Raw genomic sequence first — 20,509 nt, forward strand, 5'->3', positions numbered from 1 at the left:
AATATAATATCATATGTTTCGCTTATTGCGATTTCCATTACTGCAGTCAAGACAGGACATAAAAATTTAAGGCTAAAATTGAAGGGATATAAAAGGAGTTTTAAAAGTGGTAGGATGCGATATTAGTTACTGCACATTCCTAAATCAGGATTTCTTGAGATTTAAGATACCATTTTTTCTAAACTTTCCAAAGCTTTAACTTCGCCAGATACATACATTCACCTCTTTTTGTAGTAATGGCTATATTCAATTTGACTCGAATGGTATTCTAACGGTTTTATGGAATTGAAATAGTCTGTATTTAGCAGCCTGCCTATTTTCATGATTAGTAATTAAAATGGATACCCAGAATTTTTATGATGTTCTACTATATATTCCCTATCAATTCGTGCTTCTAGAACTAGTTTTTTTAGTATCTCTTTTATCTGTTCACCGATTATACGGGAAGAAGGTATTAAAAAATTAAAGCCGCCCACATAAGGATGTTTATGAAATTCATCTTCACAAACAATCGCATGGATTTTAATCCCCTCTTTTTGAAATGTTTGAAGTAAGTTATACAGAATATTCTGTTCTCGATTTAGAAAATAACGTCCATTATTAATTTTTATCGTTTTGCTATTTATATATCGAGCGTTTGAAAACTCTTCGAATCGTATAGGATTTGCATTATATGCTATTACGGGTATGCTGTGCATTTTTTTATACAGTACACTATCAATATGATCTCGTAGATTTATACAATCAATTTTTTCGGAAACTTGATCCAAGACTTCTTGCTGATACAACTCAAGTTGATTTTTATTCAGTATTTCCTTTCTAGCCATTCGTAAAAGTTCTTCTCGAAAATATTCGTATGTAGTCTGTATTTGCCTTTCAACTGCGTCCTCCTCGTATTGTTCAAGAAAGCCCGGCAAATATAAGTCACAAACTGTATAAGAGTATCCATTATTATTTTTAGAGGGTAATACCTCAATAAAAGGGATATTATGATTGATTAGATAACTTCTTTTTTCTTCTTCCATACGATGTGTCACACAAATTTCTATAACTAAATAATTATCGTCTCCTTCAAACAAAACATCTATTACATATTTATTTAACGTTTTTTCCACTGAGACACCGTAGACATCGTAGTACCCTACAATAAGCTAGAGGAATCGGAATTTGTTTTAAACCTAAACCTTTTAATAAAGGAGTGAGTTTAATCAGCTTATCAACTGGAAAAAGTAAATCAATATATAATTCCTTCTTTATATAGTGTTTAGCATGAAAATGAAGCAATGTTTCTTCACTAACTGAACATTGGCTATTCGGTTTATGACTAAAATGGTGAGCCCTGTGGTTTCCTTTTTTAAAAGTTACAGGTTCATTACAAAACGGACATCTGTAAATATCTTTCCTTTCTAATCGTTCACTAATATGGACTAACTCTCCATTAGCTGTTTTAGCAAACTCTAATTTCACTTCCATGCTAATCTCTCCCAAAAATGTAGGAATATTAATATTTTAGATTGATTAATTGTTCTCTTGATGAATTCGAATTTGGACGCTGGTCATAAAAATGTAATGAAACTCTCCTTCTATGCTTATCAGTCTTTTCATTAATTACCATAAACACAGTGAAGTCCCCCCCACATCCCATGCATTGATTTTTCCATATATATCCTTATATTACCATATTCCTACAAAAGTTAATAAGCCACTTTTGTCGATAGTTACAAATTTTTGTGAACGCACGCCTTTTCCCAATATAAAATTGCGTGGTAGTTGGTTTGTTGTAGGAATAAAGGCAACCTTTCAGCGGTGGTATCTACCACGCTCTTATGGACAGAATATAAGTGGGTAAATTGTGTATTATTGAGACAAATTAATTAAATAAAAATTTAAAAGAGTTAAAATATAAATAATATAGATGAATATCAGATAATGAAAAAACAGCTGATCTTAACGATCAGCTGTTTTTCAATAACCTTATCATTGTGAATTTAAATACGTTAACTTTTTTCATTTCAAATAATTCTCATGAGTTATACTGACACTAAGAATCATTAAACATTCAATATAATTGTCACCATACACAATTGGATGGTCAATACATTTAGTAGTACCAATGTCTCCAATTACCTTGATGAACCTTTAATAATAGATTTATATCATTTATTTCACGAGCTTCTATACAAACATGATTTACTACATTACCGTTACTATCGGTGTCTACACCGCCATATAAGTCCGCTATTTCTACATATTCTTCAAAGACCTCATATTCTCGCTTCGAATATTTGTGATATATTCGAGAGGATCACATGGTCGACCATGGTTAACGTAAAAAATCAAATATATATATTCTTCTTTGTCTTCATCGTACCCAAACAGTCTTTTCTTCATTTTTTCAATAGCTTGGCTATTTCCAAGAAAAACCTGATAGTCAAACCCTTCCGTTTCTGCTTCAAAAATTTCAACTGTATTAGCAATCGTGACTTCTTCAATAAACCCGAATCCCCAAAAGTGGTACATCCCTTCCCCTTGCCACCGTAAATCGTCAATAAAATTTTCTTTTACATGTTGAATTGCTTCTTCATGACTATACCCTTCTTCTATTAAGTCATCAATCTCAGACAACAGATATTCTCTTAAAGATGGTGTTATACCATAAACCTTATTCATCACATATTCATAAGCTTTATCTTTTAATTCATCGACAGTCTCGACATAAAATGCTCCTTCAATATATTCATCGTTAACTTCTAGTACGTATTGGTACAACTTTTCGTAATCAGCTTTATTCAATTTCGATGTACTTTGCATCTTATCTTTACCCCTCTCTTTATGAAACCTTATTGCTTACTTGATGTTTATCTAATTGTTAAACACGTTGTGATTATCAGTCGAACCAAACGCTATTTGATTTAAACACAATATTGTTTGTAGTGATTATTTCAACTTGTCCTCATTGATTAACTAGCTAAGTTACTCGAAAAAGCAATCTCTTAGCATTCGTTTAACTCCACTCATGTCTTGAATAAGTGGAAAATAAGGGTAATTCATCAATTGATAGACAAACGTTTTGGATACTCGCAGAATTTCTGCTACCTATTTAGTAGTTAAAATAATCTTTTTTTGTCTTCGCTTATTTCATTGCACTTTCTCCTTTCTTGTTAAATGTTTGGTTTAAGTCTTAAATATGTTACCGGCAGTTTTCTCATATTCGAATACCTTTGAGTAAAAAAATTAATTTTTTTGAGTCGCTTGTATTTAATTAAGTTGTTTTAAACAGTATTATCTAGCACTAATCACGTACCGCCGGGCGGAAAATATTCGTAAAATGGTTTGTAATCAAGACCTGATTTCTGTAAAAATATAAAGGATCTGGAATACATGGGGTACTCACTTTTGTAAGACATTATAGCCACAGCATGAAAACATTTTAAGATTTTACGATTATTTTTTCTGAAAGCCCAGTCAAGGAAATTAAGATAGAAACGACGCCTTATCTAAGCATCGCCACCGTTAGTGAAAAAAGGTAAACTACAGTTCCTTTTTACCAAATCTATCAGATAATATATTTGTGAAATCAAAATTGAAAGCAGAATTACGATTATTGTTCCGCAAGTATAAACTGCCGTTTCTGCATACTTTTCGCTATCAAATACATTAACAAAAACAAAAAAGGGCTACACTTAACTACTAAAGTCAAGAAAATACTTAACATACCTCGCCATAAATGGTACCGTCAAGAACTTTGTGTAATGTAAGATAGATAGGGTATCTCTGAAATAGATTTGGAATAGAGGGGTACTGGTTTCCCTCACACATGGGACTGAATATCCAGTCCCATGTGTAGAAAGGGAGAATCCTCTTATCTCATCGTTTTACATCATTTGGTTAATTATAATATTCTTCAAGCATTCGCTGGAGAGCTTCATGAGCTTCAGCAAATCCACGTAACTTTCGCCCTGCCTATTTCTCATTAAAGTCCTGTATCGCCAAATATACGACTTTTTCAGCGGCTTCTAAGCTACTCAAGCTGTTTATGAGCTTGAGACGTTTCCGAATCTCCTTGATCGTTCGTTCGATGGCATTGGTCGTGTCAATCAATTAGGAAAAATCAAGATCGTTAGCATCGTCACAACTGCTTTTTTGTTGCCGCAGCAATATTCTGTTTAGAATACTTTCACTACAAGTGTAGCTACAAATATTTTTCACTTAGTTAAAGCGTGTATCTAATCCAATTATTTACGCTTTTACTTGGATTCGAACAGTGATGCAGGCACCAATCCCAAAAATGAAATAAAAAATGAGAGCAAAATGAAAATAGTTAAGAATGTAATTAGAGTTAATGTTTCACTTTGGTCGATGATCACTACTATCAATTTGCCGGATGGGATGATTAAATAATTATAGATGAGTCAAAAAACATATATAAGCAAATCAAACACTTCAATTTACAAGAAGGGAGAGATGGCAATAGAGCCAAATAGAAGTCATTGAGCGGTTTCTGAACCGACAGTTTCTTTTTAAAACCATGTATGTTACTAGTATTAATCTAAATTGTTATCGTAAATCTTATCACGAATCAACCAATTGATCCGGCAGCATTAAAAAATAAGTATTAGAGGTGTATTCAAATGGATGTTTTACTAAGAATTGATACTCAAACCAAGCAATGCATCGAAGACTTCAATAACCTTATAAAAAAACAAGAGCATTTAATAGCACAATTAAATCAGTTAATAAAAGAAAAAGAAGAACACACGATATCTTTAGCAGCAACCGTTAGAAAATTAATCGAACACGGTCTAAGCCGAGATGAAATTCTAGATATAACGAATATTTCATCAGAAGAATTTGATCGCATCGTCTCTGAAAATAAACACTACCAACTACCGTACACCTATTTAAACGATGAGGAATCGAGAGAATTTGAGAGACTGCTGGAGGATATTCGTCAATCAAAGGATATATATGAATTAATCGATGCAGAAAAAGAAAGAGAAAGGATCAAGTTCATCCATCGCGTCCTGCTTCGATATCAAAAGGAGATGGATCTATTATCCCCACAAGAAAACGAAGATAGCGTCGAAAAGATGATGAAATACTTAGAAAGAACGGTTAAAAATGAACAGGCTAAAAGTGCTTACTATTCATTAGTCCGTATTTTTGGAAACGAAATAAAACGGAAAAGAGAAAAAGTTTTGATTAAAGTCTCAGATGACTAAATATCGTCCATTTCAGGGTAAAGCCATTGCCGCTTTTCCTTTTGCTTTTTGGTTATTTAACTAAACTCCCGTTAACCAATCATGAAGCAAGCTTCACCACAGATGACGAAATAAATTTTATTCTTCTATGAGAGTTGAATAGAAAGATAATATCCTGCATAGCTTTCGTTCAATAACATTAGTTAAAGAAAAGGTAGCCACTTATGTGTTTTCTGCAACTAAAAAGTTAAGCGAAACGCAAGATTTTTTCAGCACTCCAAATCTTTTTATAAGTTCATATAAGAATGTTTTATATAATGTTACACATGATATAGAAAAAAAAGAGGATAGATACAGGCAGAATAATTTTTGCTTGTTCTATCCTTTTTTTACTACAAATGACCTCATTTACTACTACAACATTTCCCGTATTTGGCTTCGTTAAAAGGCTTTGTTAAGTTATATTGTTACATCAAAAGAAAATGAAGATTGAAACAATAATCAGAAATGCGTATACCCCTATTACTATACTTACAATACTTATTGAAATTGTCTTCCATCGTCCTTTTTCACTTATTAAGGCTGTTATTAACGAAAGTCCTACACCGATTATTAAAATGCCAGTACCAATACCTCCTCTAATTTTACCATATCCGAAGGCTAATACAATATGAGTCAAGATTAGTAAAGCAATAGATACTTTCCCTAAATGTTTTCTCAATTAAAAATCCCCCTATGAATTTGGTTTAAATTATTATTAACCATTTCTTCCCTTTACTGTATATTTCAATTTTATCTCTTTTTAGAATTTTATTCAAAGGTAACCAATGGTGTTATGTCAAGAAAACGGACACGTTAAACAGAGAGAAATAGCTGAATTTAGGCAGCTACTTTTCTCTGGTTAGCGTAGTATGAAGCCTCAAATTAACATGGCGATACATAGCCAAGGGCGGAATGACTTCTTTTGCGGTTGTAGAAGCATTCGATGTACTCAAAAATGGCTTGTTTCGCTTCTTTTCGCGTGCGGAATCGATTCAGATAAATGCACTCTTTCTTGATGAGGCTATGAAATGACTCTATACAAGCGTTGTCGTAACAGTTTCCACGTCTCGACATGCTCACTTGAAAATGATGTTCCTGTAAGAGTTGCTGATAGTCATTCGAAGCATATTGACTTCCACGATCCGAATGATGAATCACTCGTTCCGTTGGTTTTTCGCTGTTTAGAGCCCGTTGTAACGCTTTGATGACTAACTCTTTCGTCATTCGTGTATCGATATACCATCCTACAATCTTACGAGTATATAAATCCATGATACTCGCTAAATACAACCAGCCTTCATCGGTAGGAATGTACGTAATATCCGCCATCCATACTTCATTCTGAGCCGTTGCTTGGAAGTTTTGTTTCAATAGATTGTCATATACGTTGTAAGAATGGTTACTGTTCGTAGTGGCTTTGAATTTACGGACGGTAATGGATCTCAAGCCTTCTTCGCTCATGATGCGAGCGACCGTCTTTTGAGACACACGAATCCCTTGTTTGCGTAGTTCTTGCGTAATTTTTGGGCTTCCGTAAATCTTACGGGACTTTAGATACTCATTTCGAATCTGTTGAGTGAGTTGTTCTTTTCGTTCTTTCTGTTTACTTTTCGCGCGCTTGAGCCAGTCGTAATACCCACTTTTGGAAACCCCGAGCACTTGACACATCTTCACCACACGAAATTCATTTCGATGTTGAAAAATGAAGGCGTAAATTACTTCTGGTTTCTGGTGAAGATGCCTAACGCCTTTTTTAGGATCGCCTCCTCCAACTCTTGATTGCGACGGCGTAATTCGATGATTTCTTGATTTTGTGGCTTGATGTTGCCTGAACCAACAAAACTCTTTCCGTTTATTCTTTGTTGAGTTTCTTTAGCTAGATTTGTTGAAAAACAAGAATAAAGATAAGGGGGATTTTACTCCCCCTTCGTAGACGATCACGTGCCTTGGATTTTGCAATCAGTTTTTACTCGTTATTGTACCATTTCGATAGATTTTTATAATTCCTCACGAAATAAACTCTTCACAACTTCATACTGCGTTATTCTTTCTCTATTTTCTAAAATCGTCTATATATCTTTCTTGATTTTGTTCATTTATATATTTCCAAAATCTCCATCCATTCGTAGAAGTATTATCCTTACCGCTTAAATTATATTTTGCTTTATCCGCAGCGGCTGAAACAGATAAAACTTCGCCATTGTAATGTACCTGTTGAGTCTCAATATCAAATATAGCTTCCACTTTTTTGTTATAATAACTAGCAAATATTTTTATATTCCCTTTTGTTTTTGGTGGTTGATAGAAAAGATCTACTATCTTTTGTTCTTTTGCTATAATATATTTCTCAACTAATTTGAAAATTGCTTCCGCTCTTTTTTCTAAAAATGCAATATAAAAGTCATCATAGGCACCATCTATTATTTCTGTAGGTATTAAATGATTTTTTAAGCTTTCTACAATATTTGGATTAATTTTCATCAACTCTTTAAGATATCTTGATGGAGATTTCTTTCCAATTTTTATGTTTGTGATTTTGGGAATCAATGTCCTGTTCGCTACACAATCTATTAGTGATAATATTTGTTCATTATCTTTAAATTTATTTTTTATGTATTCTTTAGGGAAGATATGATGATCTTCTAACTTGCTATTTAAGTGTAGCTGACTTGAATTGCTCCAATCTATTAAACCTTTCGATGCAAAATTTATAAGGTTTAAAATTCCTTTATAAATAACATTTCCTTTTTTAGAGAAAGACAAAATATCTTCGGGCGAAGTGATTTGAATTTTTAGGCGACTAAAAAAAGCTTTATCACTTATCTTCTTATTTTGAGCAATATTAGAAAGAATAGATGCGTCTTGAATTATAGCTTCATTAGAGCCTGAAGAATACCGTTGAGCAAAGATTGATGACCAATACCAGTATTTAATAAATTCGTATTGGTTTTCATTCATCTGAGAAAAATCAGATTTATGGATAGAACGCAAAAAGATAATTAAAGGTATCAACATGTTTTCGTACGGCATCCATTTTTGAGAAATTATGAATCTCTCTTTAAAAAGAAAATCAAGAACTTTTCTATAACAGTCACAAACCTCATCCCAATACATATTGAAATGTTCATAGTTTAAATTGGATAAAATATAATTTCGATCAACTTCTTTGCCATTGCTTACAATATAGGAAATGGCACGAACAATTATCTCTCGATTAAAATAATAATTTGGAAAGCTTGACTCTAGTTCTTCGATTTTTTGTCTTAAATTAAATCCTTTGTATAACTTGGCCGCCAAAATATCTATAAAGTTAAGTTGAATACCTTTGCTATTGCTTCGTTCGAAAAAGAGAGCAAATTTTTCAGTATCCATATTTAACAAATAATATGAAAGTAATTTATCACTTTTGAAGAGTTCTCCTAGTTTTACGCATATCATTCGATATTTTCTAAACGCTAGTTTCAATTCTTCTTCATCCATACCTGCAATGCATGATAATTTCCCGAAATAATTCTCCTTAATGTCATCATCTAATATATCGCCTTTTGATATTAAAAAAGCATCAGATAACTTTATAGAGAGACGATCTTCATCTTCTTGAAGACTAAATTCAAATAACATTTCTTCCAAAGTTCTTTCCCTCAATGCTTTTTCACGAACGGATGTTTCGAGTTCCTCTTCATTTTTAGCAATGAACCATACTTCGTCGACGCCTGTTAGAGCTCTATAAATAGAAGTAACCCTTTGCTGGCCATCGAGTATAATCCTAAAGTTATTAATTTGGGTCATTCGTTGAATGTCTTCTTTATTAAAAAATTTGGTTGCTAGTTTTCTTCGACTACCTTCTCCCTTTCTAGGTCTTGTATCTATTTCTCTAACCGTTATTTCAAAAGAAGGTTTACCATATATTATAGAACCTATAAAAATGTCTCTAACCAAAGAATCAAAAAGCTCGCATGTTTTACTTAGTTCCCATACGAAGTCTCTTTGAAATTCTGGTAATAAGATATTTTCTTTATGTATATTTTCGACCAAATCCTTTATCGATTCTGTTTGTTGTGGGGCAATCATTTAAATCCTCCTTCTCCATTATTCATGGTATTATTGTACCATTTTTCAATAACATTCCATAATATGTTTGCTATTTATGATTGGTAAAAATGAGTAAATAAAACCAATCTCCCGTTCTATTTTTTACTAAATGTATATGATTGGTTAAATAGTTATAACTTGCAGCTAATTCCCTCCTTTTCAGTTAGGTTGCTATTAGCGTCGAAAACGTAATCGACCTTGTTGGACGCCCCTTCCTTCTGTTGAGTAGAACAGTTGTTTTATCATAGGTATAAGTCGTGAAATTCCCAGAAGTATCAGTGACGGAATTCAGGTTAGTCTAGAAAATTAAGGTAAATTTTATCTAAATGCCCTATAATTTAAATAAAAGATAACCCTTATAAAGGAGGTTTAAATCAGAAAGTGGCTACTAATATATCAAATGGAAAATTAGAAAGAATTGCCGTAGCAGCAGTAAAAGCAGAAGCAAATAAGCCTTCTTCCCTATTAATTGCTAATATTTCTGAAGGAGATAAGGGGATATCTTTTGATGGTGAAATACTAGTGTTTAAAGATCACTCAGAGTCCGTTGACTCCTTAATTGGGAAAGTACCTGTTCAGGTAAAAGGTACTTTGGTAGATAGCTTTTCTCAGGGGAAACGGACCTTCCCTTTAGGATTAGATCATTATCGTAACTATTATAATAGTAATGGTGTAGTGCTATTTGTCGTTGAAATACTTAAAACAGGTGAAACAAAAATCTTTTATAAACAATTGCTTCCAAAAGAACTTAGGGAAATAATAAAATGCTATGGTGAAGTAAAAAATCAAAAGCAAAGAAGTGTAACGCTTAGACCACTCAGTGAAACGTCCTTAGATGCTGTATGTAGACGCTTTATCCATGAATCGAAAAAACAACCACCTATACTTATCGAGAATAATCCCTTTAAAGAAGATGAATTTACTTCTTTTGAGTTGACTAGTCTAACCTTTGATCCGAAACGAAAGGAAACAAGTAATATTTTTGAGCATGACTTTACACTGTACGGTATTAAGGAAAACCTAAATGTTCCTTTACATCTTGCCCGGATTCATTCCGTATCAACAAAGTTAAAGGAAACAGTTGTTACAGATAACAATGAATACGAATTTAATTTGAAAATAACAGAGGAGCCAACCAAAAAAATATTCTTGATTGAGGATTCGCTTGAATTAAAATATAACGTAAACGATACGAAGATGAATTTTACTATCCGTAGGCTTGATTCTCTTGCGACTCAACTGAAAATTATTCCTTTTTTAATAGATTTAGTATCTGGAAAAGAAATTTATTTTAAAAACCTTTCCTTCACCTTCGGAAAAGTAACAATTAAAGAAAAACACTTGCTTGAAGAATTAAAAAATCTGTATTCAATGTTTTTAAAGCTACAGAAAGTTTTTCAAAAACTGAATGTTGATGAGAAGACTAAATTTGGAGATAAAGACGGAGAGTTTGACAAAATAGTCAATAAAATAAATCCGCTCGTTCACATGATTCTAGAGAATGATTATAGAAAACTTAAAATTAAAGAACCTGATATACCTAAATTTACCAACTATCAAATAGGTGATATACAGCTAATCTTTTTTTATAATCCAGAATCCCAAACTAAGTTAATCAATGCTTTTTCTAGAGATTTATTACAAAAAGATGCTCGGGTGGTAATTGGTGATAAGAGTTATCCGTATAGCCCATATGTATTATTAAATAAATCTGCATTGGCTTATGGTGCCAATATTGACTTTGAAGTTATTAAAGAGTCATTTAATCAATTTGATCCTTTTGTAAGTGAACTTTTTCCCATAACTAATGATTTCTGTTTGCGGTGTATAAATGCTTATGACATTTCAAATAATATTAAACTTCTTGAACTAGCAGAACATATTTATAATAAATATCCTGTTGATGCACCGGGGAAAAACGTAACTTCCGAATTTATTGTCGTGACGATTAATAGACTTCAGATTAAGTTGCGGAAAGAAGGACGTTTATCTGATGAGGAGTATCAACAGCTAATAAATTTAAGAAATTTTTCAAAGGATAATCTAGAAGCACAGTTTTGTACAAGTGTGTTACTAGAAAGTAAAACAGAAGCTAAGCTGATCTTCCAACGTTTTGAAAAAAGCAGACAAAAATTTTATGAAGGTCTTCCAATATACCATCTTTATAAAAAGCTTATTGAATAGCAAATACATGTTTTATTAAATAAGTTTATATAATGGGGCTGTCCCAAAAGCAAACATTTTTGGGACAACCTTACTTTTGTTTGTAAAAATACGAAAACCGTTCCACTTTCGGCATAAGTTTGGATTACATGCGGGGGGGTAAGTAAAGGGATTGTATATGAAGAAGTAACGGAAGGCTCAGACTCCAACAGGAAAAGAAGTTTATTTCGTCTCTTTTAAGACAACAAATGAAGGTATATTAGGACTGTTACTATTTTGGTGGATATTCAAACAAAGAAAGCAATAGGTTTTGTGTATCGTGAATAATAGTATCGAGGAATTGAATAGTTAGAACATTTTATTCTACTTCTCTCTTACATATTTTTCTATCTTTTTCTAGACAAATAAGAACGCGCGTGCTAATATGTATTATAAATTAACTCAATTTATTTTTTGTCTACAATTATCATTTTTTTGTACAAATTATCAAAGTTTATCCTCGATTATTAAGTTAACTTACTGTTTTATCATTTTTTTATCGTTTCACTTTATATTATGTAAACTAACTAAATTCCCCAAAATTTGAGGGTTTCTTCCCTCAAGTGCCCATAAAATCAATTATCCGGAACTTGTTAACCTAAGTTTCTCATAATTTTTTGTGTCTACGAATTATCATTTTTTTAACGAATTATCATTATTTTTTACCGATTATCAGCTAGAGGTGTTTTTATGTTGTTTCGACAAGCTATTGATGAATTTCTTTTGTATTTGCAAATTGAAAAAAACTATTCACTTAACACCGCTGATGGTTATGCGTATGATTTGAGATGTTTTGAGAACTTCTTAAGTCAACATGGTTATTCTGTACAACTTCATGACATTACAAAAACGCATGTCTAAGCTCTATAGATAAATATACCAAATATACAAAATTTAGCACACATAAAAATATTAATATTGCGTTATATTGCCCGTTAGTGAACCATGAGCGAGCTTCACCACAGATGATAGAAGTTAACTTGTTCTTCCATGAGAGTTGAATAAAGGATTATTCTTTTTAAACTCATCCCATTCCTCTCGAAGAATACCCATTCGAATGGAATCATAGTATTCGCCATTATAGTAGCGGCATTTTCTCATTCTCCCTTCTAATCGCATTCCTAATTTTTCCGCACATCTGATCATTCGTGGATTTCCAGACCAAGTTGTAAGCCCTACTCTCTCGATGGTTAGATTTTCAAAGAGATAGTCAATCCATAAAGATAATGCTTCCGTTCCAAATCCACCGTTCCAATGTTCAGGAGAATATATGACGATCCCAATTTCAAGCCATCGTGTACGCTTATCCTCCCAATAATAGCTAACCATCCCTATAATTTGACCTTGATATTCTATAATCATTTGACTTGGTACATCCGTAACATTCATTCTTTCTTCCATTCTCTTAGAAAACTTTTCAAAGGTGCAAAATTCAAGCGGATAATAAGGAGCATCGTATTTTTTCCATTCTGGATTCTCCACACCATATATCAGGTTATATAGAATTGGCAAATCATCCTGCGTTGGTGTCCGCAGAGATATTCTTTTTCCTGTCAGCAACAACTTTTGTAACATATATCCACCCCCTATCTTACAGAATTCAACAACCCGTGCTATTATTCCTTTTCTAAAAGGCTCTATTATCGTTAATGGTTGGTTTTCGACCAAATGAAAAGCCACCTTATGATGATAAGGCAGCTTTTTTGTACATATTTTTTTATTTAACTATCGCACCATTCGTTCAATATAACCCTTCGTTACCTTCTTTAACCCCCGAGTAAATATAATGGTTCTTACCGAAAATAAATACTTCTTTTTCCTTAGTGAAACCAATCTTCTCTGCCACACGAATGGATGGAACATTTCTTGGATCAATAATACTGATCAGCTTATTTAAACCCAATTTATAAAACGCATATTCCTTGCACGCTTTAGCCGCTTCTGTTGCAAACCCCTTGGACCAATATTTTTTATTCATGTGGTATCCAATCTCTACTTCTATACTGCCATTTATTTTTTGTTTAACCAGACCACAATCACCGATCAATTCATTCGTTTCTTTCAAACAAACCGCCCATAATCCATAACCATCATCCCGATATCTATCTTGATTTCGTTTAATCCAGTCTTGAGTTTGCTCAAAACTAAAGGGAGCCGGATAAAACTTCATTGTTTCTGGGTCAGAAAAAATATAATGTAGAGAAGTAATATCTTCATCTTTATACTGTCTTAATATCAACCTTTGTGTTTCAAGAACAACCATTTCCCCATACCCTTCCCTTTTGTTTAATCTCACGTTTTAACTAATATTATTTGATTTAAGATAATGAATTCCTTGCTCCTTCAACCTTTCTGCTCCCTTAGCCAACCATGAAGTAGGATTCAGCACAGATGACGGAGGGGAACTCGTTCTTCCATGGGAGACAATCATGCCAAATCTATATGACACCATCAAATAAAAAAGCTACTGGATATACACTAACTGATTTCATAAACTAACCATTCAGACAATTGACCACCCATTTTGTTGTAAAGAGATTGAGCAACTAAATTATCCTTTGCAGTTTCCCATGTCATGTAGGCAAAATCATTCTCTCTTATATAAGACAAGCATGTTTGAAACAGTTTCTCGCCTAGTTTTTGCCCTCTTGCTTCTGGTATCACAAACAAGTCATTTAAAATAGCCATTTTTTTCACCTGAAGAGTGCTAAAGGAGAAATACAAGGTTGCAAAACCTAATAATTTTCCATCTTGTTCTGCAACAAATTGTATTCCACTAGCGGGGTTATCCAATAGATGCTGTATCAATCCTTTCAGTGACTCTTCCGTTGGTTTAGGTCTTTTATAAAAATCCACAATGTATTGATACATTAAATTTAAAAGTTGCGGAATATCCTCTCGATTAGCTGTTCTTATAGCTAAATCCCCCATCTCTTTTCCCCTCCATTTGTATCTTTATGTATAAAGGAATTTAACCTTAAAAAATTGATTTTGCATCTTGCGGCAATTCTTGGTACCGTCAAGAATTTTGTGTAATGTAAGATAGATAGGGTATCTCTGAAATAGATTTGGAATAGAGGGGGGGCTGGTTCCCCCCCAGGGGACTGAATATTCAGTCTCTTGAGGGGGAAAGGGAGAATCCCCTCATCTCATCTATTTACATTATTTGGTTAATGATAACGTTCTTCAAACATTCGCTCGAGGGCTTCCTGCGCTTCGGCAAATCCTCGCAACTTTCGTTCTGCCCATTTCTCGTTAAAATCTTGAACGGTCAAATATACGACTTTTTCAGCGGCTTCTAAACTGCTCAAACTGTTCATCGGCTTTAGACGTTTCCGAATCTCCTTGATCGTTCGTTCGATGGCATTGGTCGTGTAAATCACACTTCGAATACTGCTTGGATAGTCCATAAAGGTGAGAAGAACATCCAACTCATTGGCCCACGATTGGACTTCCCTTGGGTATTTGTGAGACCATTTGGATTGAAACTGTTGAAACATCTCCAATGCGATTTCTTTATTCGGAGAACGATAAATGAGTTTCAGGTCCTCCGCCATTTCGAATTGATCTTTTTTCCGAACACGGCTGAGGGTGTTGCGGACTTTGTGCACGACACAGCGCTGCACATCGGCTTTCGGATAAACCGCCTTAAAGGCTTCCTCCAGCCCCGGAAGGCCATCGAAGACGCCAAGAAGCACTTCCTTGACGCCTCTTTGGTAGAGCTGTTGGAGAATCTCCTGCCATACATAGGCGCTTTCTTGTCCTCCTACGAAGAAATCAAGAATTTCACGATACCCTTCTTCGTTCACCCCTAATACCACATAAATAACTTCTTTCTCTACCGTATCCCGGCGAAGTTTCACGTACAAGCCGTCCAAATATAAGACCGAATAACGTTGGTGTAGTGGACGAGCGTGCCATTTCTCGATGTCTTCCTTCACGACATCGGTAATCCGGCTGATCGTCGCAGGAGAATAGGTGCTTCCTAGAATTCGTTCGATAAACTTGCCAATTTCCCGTGTACTCATGCCACTTTGATACATCCTAATGATTGCTTCCTCCAGCCAGCCGGTGTGCCGTTGGTAAGGGGCAAACAACTGTGTTTGAAATTCCCCGTTTCGGTCTCTTGGAACCAAAAGACCCTCAATCCGGCCATATTGCGTATCTAGATTTCGCTGATAGTAGCCGTTTCTCATATTCGGTGTTCCAGCCTGTTCGATTTCGAGGAAATTTTTGATTTCTTCCCGCATAATCAGTTCTAATTTTTCTTTTACAAACTGACGAATGGCATTTTCCAGTTGATTTGCCCAGTCGACATTCGGTATACTTCTTTTAGACATAGGTAGGGTACTCCTTTCTCTGGAATGTGTTGTGGTCCAAATCAGAGAATACCCTACCTTTTTTCTTTTGTTCTAGCAAAATGCTTTACACAAAATTTTATACATCATCCAATTCTTTTACGTGTTTTAGAAACTTTAGTGCTCTTTTACACTCTTCTTCAGGAAACTGAAAACCATATACTTGCCCAACATATTCAGCAGTTTTTTTGAATAAGTCATGGAATAAGAATAATGAATTCCAGATATTATCATAATTAGCATCTGTATATGTCTTCTCAAAGTCATTCCAAATTTCAGGCTCCAAGAACTTTTTTAAGCGTCTTCCTCCTTTTCCAATCGAGTATTTATAATCTGTTTTAATCCCTACATACCATTCAAGCATTTGAATTAATGGCTCACGTAAAACAATATCTATTAAACGCATTAACAATGGTAATTCTTGTCTCCAAATGGTTTTTGGAATATGAGATACTAATCCCCATATAAAACTATTACAACAATCGTTATATAATTTTTCCGTTGGTTTTTTTATAAGATAACTTTGTTCACTTGGAGGTGGGATATCTGGAATATTGTGGTCTTTGTCTAGTAAAACCTTTGTTAAACTATCCTTAATTAGTTCATCCACTTTACTTATGTGAATAAAATGCATATCAATTCGGTTTCCATCCATAAATTGCATTAAATATGTATAACGACCATCGCCAATGGGAGGTGGAAAAATTTTATCTTCGGGTTTTTCCATAAGCATTACTTCCCTAAAGTGAGACAAAATATAGTTTTCATCTTTAAATGGTTCAACACTTGTAACTAAATATACAATATCATAGTCTTGAAATATATCTTTTTTTATGTTTGGATTTACACGAGAACCGTTCATTAGCACTCCACGTATACGATGATCTTGCTCAGCAAATGTTATGATTAAATCCAACATTTCTTGTTCTGTTCTCATTTTCACATATGTCACCCTTTCCTACCTTTATCCTCAATACGAGTGGTGAATGACTCTCCCCGTCGGTTTTTCGATGTTGAGAACTCTTTGTGGTCTTACCCCTGTCAAGTAGACAAAATAAAATATCGAAACTTTCTGTTTTACCAGATGGAAATATGAATTTTAACATGTGAATTTGCAAGGTGACAGTTCAGTTGGTGATTTCCATGAGTTTTCTTATGGCTGATAGTTAATTCCTAAGCCAAACCAAATCATTCCCATACAAGAAATGATTAGGATGAAGTGAAGGATGCCGCCTAAATAGGAGTAGAATCGATCTTCTTTTAGGAGGCCAAGCAAGCATATGAGCATTCCGAACAATGAGATCCAAATGAAACTGATATCAAAAACGGGAATCTCCGCTATAATTTGCACATTTAACAAAATAAGCAAAAATATAGCCACCAATGTATTTAGCATATTGATTCTTACCATTCTCATTTTCGACTATTCCCCCTTTGCTATGGCAAATGGATCTGACCTAATCGAATCACGTTGACTTCCTTCATCTTTTCTAGAGACAAAACATCTTTGGCGGTTCCTGTCATAGCGATTCCATAAATCTTCAATTCTTTATGCTTTTTCACCCATTTTAGTCGCTCGGCCATCTTTAAGTCTTTGTATTCCGTTAGTTGTGTTGCCCATTTTTCGTTTTTGCTCAATAGCTCGAGCCCTTTGATTACTTCTTCGTAATCAGTAAACGAGCGATTGAATACAGAATTTACATGCACTTTTTTGTACGGAAAGCCAATTGCTGGTGTTTGGATGAAATCTAAATCATTCCTCATCTGTTCCTCTACACCTGTGTCCAACGCAAGCCATGTCATATGATATCCTTTGAATTTTTCATTTATTTCTTTTAAGGAATAGGACTGATTCAGGGAAATATAGATTTCAACCGGCCAATCGCCCGGGAGAGATTCAATTTTTCTTCGTTCGTCAGGTAAAAAGTACTTGGCTTTCGGATGAATAAAGTTGATTCCAATGTGATGAATCGAATACCCAATCGCTCGATAATTCGATTCTTTAGCAAACACATTATTGAAAAATAGTTTGTAAGTATCCTTGCCTAGATAAATTTTTTTATCATCCATCCATTTATATTTGTCGGTCGTGACAATCATAGTAAAAGGTTTGATCTCATCATCCACTGTATCGTAATCTACATACACATTTGGCGCTGTCATTTCACTCACCGTTTGAATGGTTTCAATAAATTCGTTCCCTCTGTTATGCTCTCGCCCCCAGCCGTAATAAACAAAAGTAAACATAGTCAATAAGGGAACAATCGTGAGTATAAACGATACAACAAGCAGCGTATTTCTAAAAAAGAATTTTTGTTGGGCCTTTTTCATCATTTTTGCGAGATCGGCTTCCTTCATCCCTTCATCATGAAGGGTTTCATGGAGAAATTCATGGTATACGTCAAAACTTTCAAGAAGCTCCTCTATTTTCTGCTCTTCCTCTTTGTTTAGTGTGCCATTTTGATATTTCTGCAATAATGGTTTTAACTCGTCTTTTCTCATCCCTTCACCTCATTGCGTAATCGTTTTTCTAATTCCCGCCTGCCCCGAAACACAAGGCTTTTTAAATAAGGGAGTTTTACGTTTAACAGCTCCGCCGCTTCTTTGTAGCTAAATCCTTTTAAATCGATGAGCATAATGGCTTTTTGTTGCAGTTCTTTCATGTTGGACAAATGTTTATAAATCAACTCCAGCTCATATTTTTGCAAAAACGCGTTTTCCGTTTCTAATAATGGATCTAGCTTTAACGACGCAAAGAAATCATCCACTTGTACAAGCTGCATCTTTTTTGCTTTTCTGCAGTGGTCGATGAAGGTATTATAAGCGATCCGGTAAAGCCATGACTTTATTTGTGCTATTTCGCTTATGCCGCTTACATGTAAATAAACCTTATAAAATGTTTCCTGCAGGAGATCCTCTGCTAAATGATAATCATTCGTTAATCTGTACAGATAGCGAAAAAGGGATTTGGAATACAAGCGCATAAGTATATCGAACTCGAAATTATTGGCAATGGTTTCCACCCTCCTTCCGCTATAAAAGACGCATAAAAAACAAAAATGTTTCTGTTTTTCCAAAATTTTTTATGAAATAATCAGAAAGATCATCGGATATCATTTTGAAACAGCACCCATACATACTTTAATTACCTCTATATAAAGCGGTTACCGCTAGACTTTTATGATAGCCCTCTTGGACAATGGATAAGGTTATTTTTATTAGTGAAGCGATCAAATGAAGAGGATTTTGATTCGTATGAAATGAGGAGCGTATTCGAGGAAGCAAGAATGTTTTGCAGAATTTTAAGCTGTCTTTTGTGGGGCTAAAAGAAAAAACAGGTATGCCAGTTCCGCTTTTAGGAAAGAATGGTCTTCCATCTCGTGAGGATTTCCCTCACTTTATTTATTATATATGAGCATATGTTCATATTTATGTATCATATTTTACCTTCATTTTTTTGTCAAGTTTAGAAAATGTTTTTTCATGAAAATGGGTGATTTAGATAATAAATGAATGAGGGGGAGACTGAGGACAAACGTTCAGGTGGAAAAATCGGACTTGCAACATGCCGATTTAAGGGGATAAAAAGGACAGCAGCAAACTGTCCTTTCCGAATATCAGCATTAAATTCTTCTTCAAGTTCCCGTATGACGTTATCCTCATTACTTGTTTGTTGTGTTTGTTCCTCTTTTTTCTTAGTTTCTTTCTTGTCTTTATTCCTGTTCATTAGAAGCCTCCGTATGAATGCAGTTTATCGATCGATTCAAAATGACCACTTTTTATTGTTCGTTTTCGATTTCATTTTTAGCATCCTTCTTGTTACGTTCTGTATACCATATCATCTTCACATTTTAATTGTGTCACATCCGCTTTCATACTTTTAGCGATGTCTTGAGTTCTGATGAAATTAGGCATTGCAAAAAAACAATTTGATTTAAAAGAAATAATCTATATGCAATAACCTTAAGGGATTTGATATTTTATAAGACCAAATCAGTATACGATTTGTTTTTTTATTTTTCGCTGAAATATCAATATTTTTTGACTAAATCCTTTTTAATGATTTTGGTATTTTATGTTAAACTGAATATATAGATTGCTCAGAAAGTTAGCAAAGGGAAAATTAACCCACGAGGGGGAAGTGTATGAAAAAGTTTTTAATTACATTATTAGTATTAATTGCGTTAGGCATTGAGGGGAATTTTGTTACTGGACTATTTAGTGCTAAACCACCTTTACCAACCATAACTGTTGGAGAAAAAAAGGTAGAAGTGGCACAAGGTTCGTATTGTTGGAATGGATTACTTAATTCTGTTTGTGCCGATACAAGTTCTCCGCCAGAACTCATTAAAAATCAAGAACTAAAACCTGTGGTTGTACCACCAGATTCCCAATTGAAAATAGAATTCAAAGATGAGCCTAAAGAAAATACATTAGTAGTAAATAGATGGCTTACAAATGAAAAAACAGAAAATGTTCCAATAAATGATAATGTGATACTATTACCAAAAGAAAAAGGTGTATATGTGTATGATGTTTCAGCGAGATGGGAAAAGGGAGATTCAAGTTATGCCTTTGTAATTGAAGTACGGTAGTAACCTTTTAGTAACAGTC

General features: G+C 34.1%; 17 protein-coding genes and 2 pseudogenes. 4 read left to right on the forward strand and 15 right to left on the reverse strand.

All coding sequences use genetic code 11. The features are described from left to right. Nucleotides 1–332: 332 nt before the first annotated feature. From AOT13_RS12735 to AOT13_RS20130, 4 genes and pseudogenes are all read right to left on the reverse strand, one after another. Nucleotides 333–1,115, reverse strand: a complete 783-nt coding sequence (locus tag AOT13_RS12735) for a hypothetical protein (RefSeq protein ID WP_042385377.1) — start codon at nt 1,113–1,115, stop codon at nt 333–335. Then, nucleotides 1,096–1,473, reverse strand: coding sequence for a competence protein CoiA family protein (locus AOT13_RS12740; protein ID WP_042385379.1), 378 nt, complete (start codon nt 1,471–1,473; stop codon nt 1,096–1,098). Before AOT13_RS12740 ends, AOT13_RS12735 begins: the two co-directional genes overlap by 20 nt. 771 nt (nt 1,474–2,244) lie before the next feature. Continuing rightward, nucleotides 2,245–2,811 carry a hypothetical protein gene (locus AOT13_RS12745; RefSeq protein WP_042385381.1) on the reverse strand — a complete coding sequence of 189 codons (567 nt, stop codon included), beginning with the start codon at nt 2,809–2,811 and terminating at the stop codon, nt 2,245–2,247. A 1,077-nt stretch (nt 2,812–3,888) separates the two neighbouring features. Further along, nucleotides 3,889–4,101: pseudogene (locus AOT13_RS20130) on the reverse strand (IS256 family transposase); the annotation flags it as partial. 530 nt (nt 4,102–4,631) lie between these two features. On the opposite strand from AOT13_RS20130, the gene AOT13_RS12750 reads away from it, so the two are divergent. Further along, on the forward strand, nt 4,632–5,222 hold the full coding sequence (locus AOT13_RS12750) for a hypothetical protein (protein WP_042385383.1): 591 nt from the start codon (nt 4,632–4,634) through the stop codon (nt 5,220–5,222). A 451-nt stretch (nt 5,223–5,673) separates the two neighbouring features. Here the strand turns inward: AOT13_RS12750 and AOT13_RS12755 are convergent, their stop codons facing one another. From AOT13_RS12755 to AOT13_RS12765, 3 genes and pseudogenes are all read right to left on the reverse strand, one after another. Further along, nucleotides 5,674–5,922, reverse strand: coding sequence for a hypothetical protein (locus AOT13_RS12755; protein ID WP_042385386.1), 249 nt, complete (start codon nt 5,920–5,922; stop codon nt 5,674–5,676). A gap of 203 nt (nt 5,923–6,125) precedes the next feature. Further along, a pseudogene (locus tag AOT13_RS12760) lies at nt 6,126–7,087 on the reverse strand (IS3 family transposase); the annotation flags it as partial. Nucleotides 7,088–7,295: 208 nt separating this feature from the next. Next, a complete protein-coding gene (locus tag AOT13_RS12765) occupies nt 7,296–9,314 on the reverse strand; it encodes a DUF262 domain-containing protein (protein WP_042385389.1) in 2,019 nt (672 codons plus the stop codon). Between the two features lie 402 nt (nt 9,315–9,716). Between AOT13_RS12765 and AOT13_RS12770 the strand changes: the two genes are divergently transcribed. Both AOT13_RS12770 and AOT13_RS19625 read left to right on the forward strand, forming a co-directional pair. Beyond that, entirely contained in the window at nt 9,717–11,519 is a 1,803-nt protein-coding gene (locus AOT13_RS12770; protein WP_042385390.1) for a DUF4365 domain-containing protein, read from the forward strand. Nucleotides 11,520–12,227: 708 nt separating this feature from the next. Continuing rightward, the gene (locus AOT13_RS19625; RefSeq protein WP_080695360.1) at nt 12,228–12,398 is read left to right on the forward strand and encodes a site-specific integrase; all 171 of its coding nucleotides are present in this window, start codon (nt 12,228–12,230) and stop codon (nt 12,396–12,398) included. Between the two features lie 114 nt (nt 12,399–12,512). Here the strand turns inward: AOT13_RS19625 and AOT13_RS12775 are convergent, their stop codons facing one another. The 8 genes from AOT13_RS12775 to AOT13_RS12815 all read right to left on the reverse strand — a co-directional run bounded on the left by AOT13_RS12775 (nt 12,513) and on the right by AOT13_RS12815 (nt 19,622). Next, complete coding sequence (locus AOT13_RS12775; RefSeq protein WP_013876930.1) at nt 12,513–13,112, reverse strand: GNAT family N-acetyltransferase; 600 nt, start codon at nt 13,110–13,112, stop codon at nt 12,513–12,515. Between the two features lie 166 nt (nt 13,113–13,278). After that, nucleotides 13,279–13,800, reverse strand: a complete 522-nt coding sequence (locus AOT13_RS12780; protein ID WP_013876929.1) for a GNAT family N-acetyltransferase — start codon at nt 13,798–13,800, stop codon at nt 13,279–13,281. Nucleotides 13,801–14,015: 215 nt separating this feature from the next. Further along, nucleotides 14,016–14,468, reverse strand: a complete 453-nt coding sequence (locus tag AOT13_RS12785) for a GNAT family N-acetyltransferase (RefSeq protein ID WP_042385393.1) — start codon at nt 14,466–14,468, stop codon at nt 14,016–14,018. 239 nt (nt 14,469–14,707) lie between these two features. Then, nucleotides 14,708–15,877 carry an IS256 family transposase gene (locus tag AOT13_RS12790; protein WP_013399860.1) on the reverse strand — a complete coding sequence of 390 codons (1,170 nt, stop codon included), beginning with the start codon at nt 15,875–15,877 and terminating at the stop codon, nt 14,708–14,710. 97 nt (nt 15,878–15,974) lie between these two features. After that, nucleotides 15,975–16,832: an aminoglycoside 6-adenylyltransferase gene (locus AOT13_RS12795; protein WP_045844700.1), complete on the reverse strand. Its 858-nt coding sequence runs from the start codon at nt 16,830–16,832 to the stop codon at nt 15,975–15,977. Between the two features lie 500 nt (nt 16,833–17,332). Continuing rightward, nucleotides 17,333–18,397: an anti-sigma factor gene (locus tag AOT13_RS12805; RefSeq protein ID WP_042386228.1), complete on the reverse strand. Its 1,065-nt coding sequence runs from the start codon at nt 18,395–18,397 to the stop codon at nt 17,333–17,335. Further along, complete coding sequence (locus tag AOT13_RS12810) at nt 18,394–18,879, reverse strand: sigma-70 family RNA polymerase sigma factor (RefSeq protein WP_042386232.1); 486 nt, start codon at nt 18,877–18,879, stop codon at nt 18,394–18,396. The genes AOT13_RS12805 and AOT13_RS12810 overlap by 4 nt, the downstream gene beginning before the upstream one ends. Nucleotides 18,880–19,376: 497 nt before the next feature. After that, nucleotides 19,377–19,622: a hypothetical protein gene (locus tag AOT13_RS12815; RefSeq protein ID WP_042386224.1), complete on the reverse strand. Its 246-nt coding sequence runs from the start codon at nt 19,620–19,622 to the stop codon at nt 19,377–19,379. A 418-nt stretch (nt 19,623–20,040) separates the two neighbouring features. On the opposite strand from AOT13_RS12815, the gene AOT13_RS12820 reads away from it, so the two are divergent. Next, entirely contained in the window at nt 20,041–20,490 is a 450-nt protein-coding gene (locus AOT13_RS12820) for a hypothetical protein (protein ID WP_042386221.1), read from the forward strand. The last annotated feature ends 19 nt before the right edge of the window (nt 20,491–20,509 follow it).

Source organism: Parageobacillus thermoglucosidasius, from assembly GCF_001295365.1.
GTDB lineage: Bacteria > Bacillota > Bacilli > Bacillales > Anoxybacillaceae > Parageobacillus > Parageobacillus thermoglucosidasius.

Bases quoted from the DNA above. Each gene is read 5' to 3' on its own strand.
- AOT13_RS12790 (WP_013399860.1), bottom strand. From the start codon at position 15,877: ATGTCTAAAAGAAGTATACCGAATGTCGACTGGGCAAATCAACTGGAA.
- AOT13_RS12745 (WP_042385381.1), bottom strand. From the start codon at position 2,811: ATGCAAAGTACATCGAAATTGAATAAAGCTGATTACGAAAAGTTGTAC.
- AOT13_RS12795 (WP_045844700.1), bottom strand. From the start codon at position 16,832: ATGAGAACAGAACAAGAAATGTTGGATTTAATCATAACATTTGCTGAG.
- AOT13_RS12820 (WP_042386221.1), top strand. From the start codon at position 20,041: ATGAAAAAGTTTTTAATTACATTATTAGTATTAATTGCGTTAGGCATT.
- AOT13_RS12750 (WP_042385383.1), top strand. From the start codon at position 4,632: ATGGATGTTTTACTAAGAATTGATACTCAAACCAAGCAATGCATCGAA.
- AOT13_RS12765 (WP_042385389.1), bottom strand. From the start codon at position 9,314: ATGATTGCCCCACAACAAACAGAATCGATAAAGGATTTGGTCGAAAAT.
- AOT13_RS12740 (WP_042385379.1), bottom strand. From the start codon at position 1,473: ATGGAAGTGAAATTAGAGTTTGCTAAAACAGCTAATGGAGAGTTAGTC.
- AOT13_RS12785 (WP_042385393.1), bottom strand. From the start codon at position 14,468: ATGGGGGATTTAGCTATAAGAACAGCTAATCGAGAGGATATTCCGCAA.
- AOT13_RS12810 (WP_042386232.1), bottom strand. From the start codon at position 18,879: ATGCGCTTGTATTCCAAATCCCTTTTTCGCTATCTGTACAGATTAACG.
- AOT13_RS19625 (WP_080695360.1), top strand. From the start codon at position 12,228: ATGTTGTTTCGACAAGCTATTGATGAATTTCTTTTGTATTTGCAAATT.
- AOT13_RS12775 (WP_013876930.1), bottom strand. From the start codon at position 13,112: ATGTTACAAAAGTTGTTGCTGACAGGAAAAAGAATATCTCTGCGGACA.
- AOT13_RS12815 (WP_042386224.1), bottom strand. From the start codon at position 19,622: ATGAACAGGAATAAAGACAAGAAAGAAACTAAGAAAAAAGAGGAACAA.
- AOT13_RS12805 (WP_042386228.1), bottom strand. From the start codon at position 18,397: ATGAGAAAAGACGAGTTAAAACCATTATTGCAGAAATATCAAAATGGC.
- AOT13_RS12780 (WP_013876929.1), bottom strand. From the start codon at position 13,800: ATGGTTGTTCTTGAAACACAAAGGTTGATATTAAGACAGTATAAAGAT.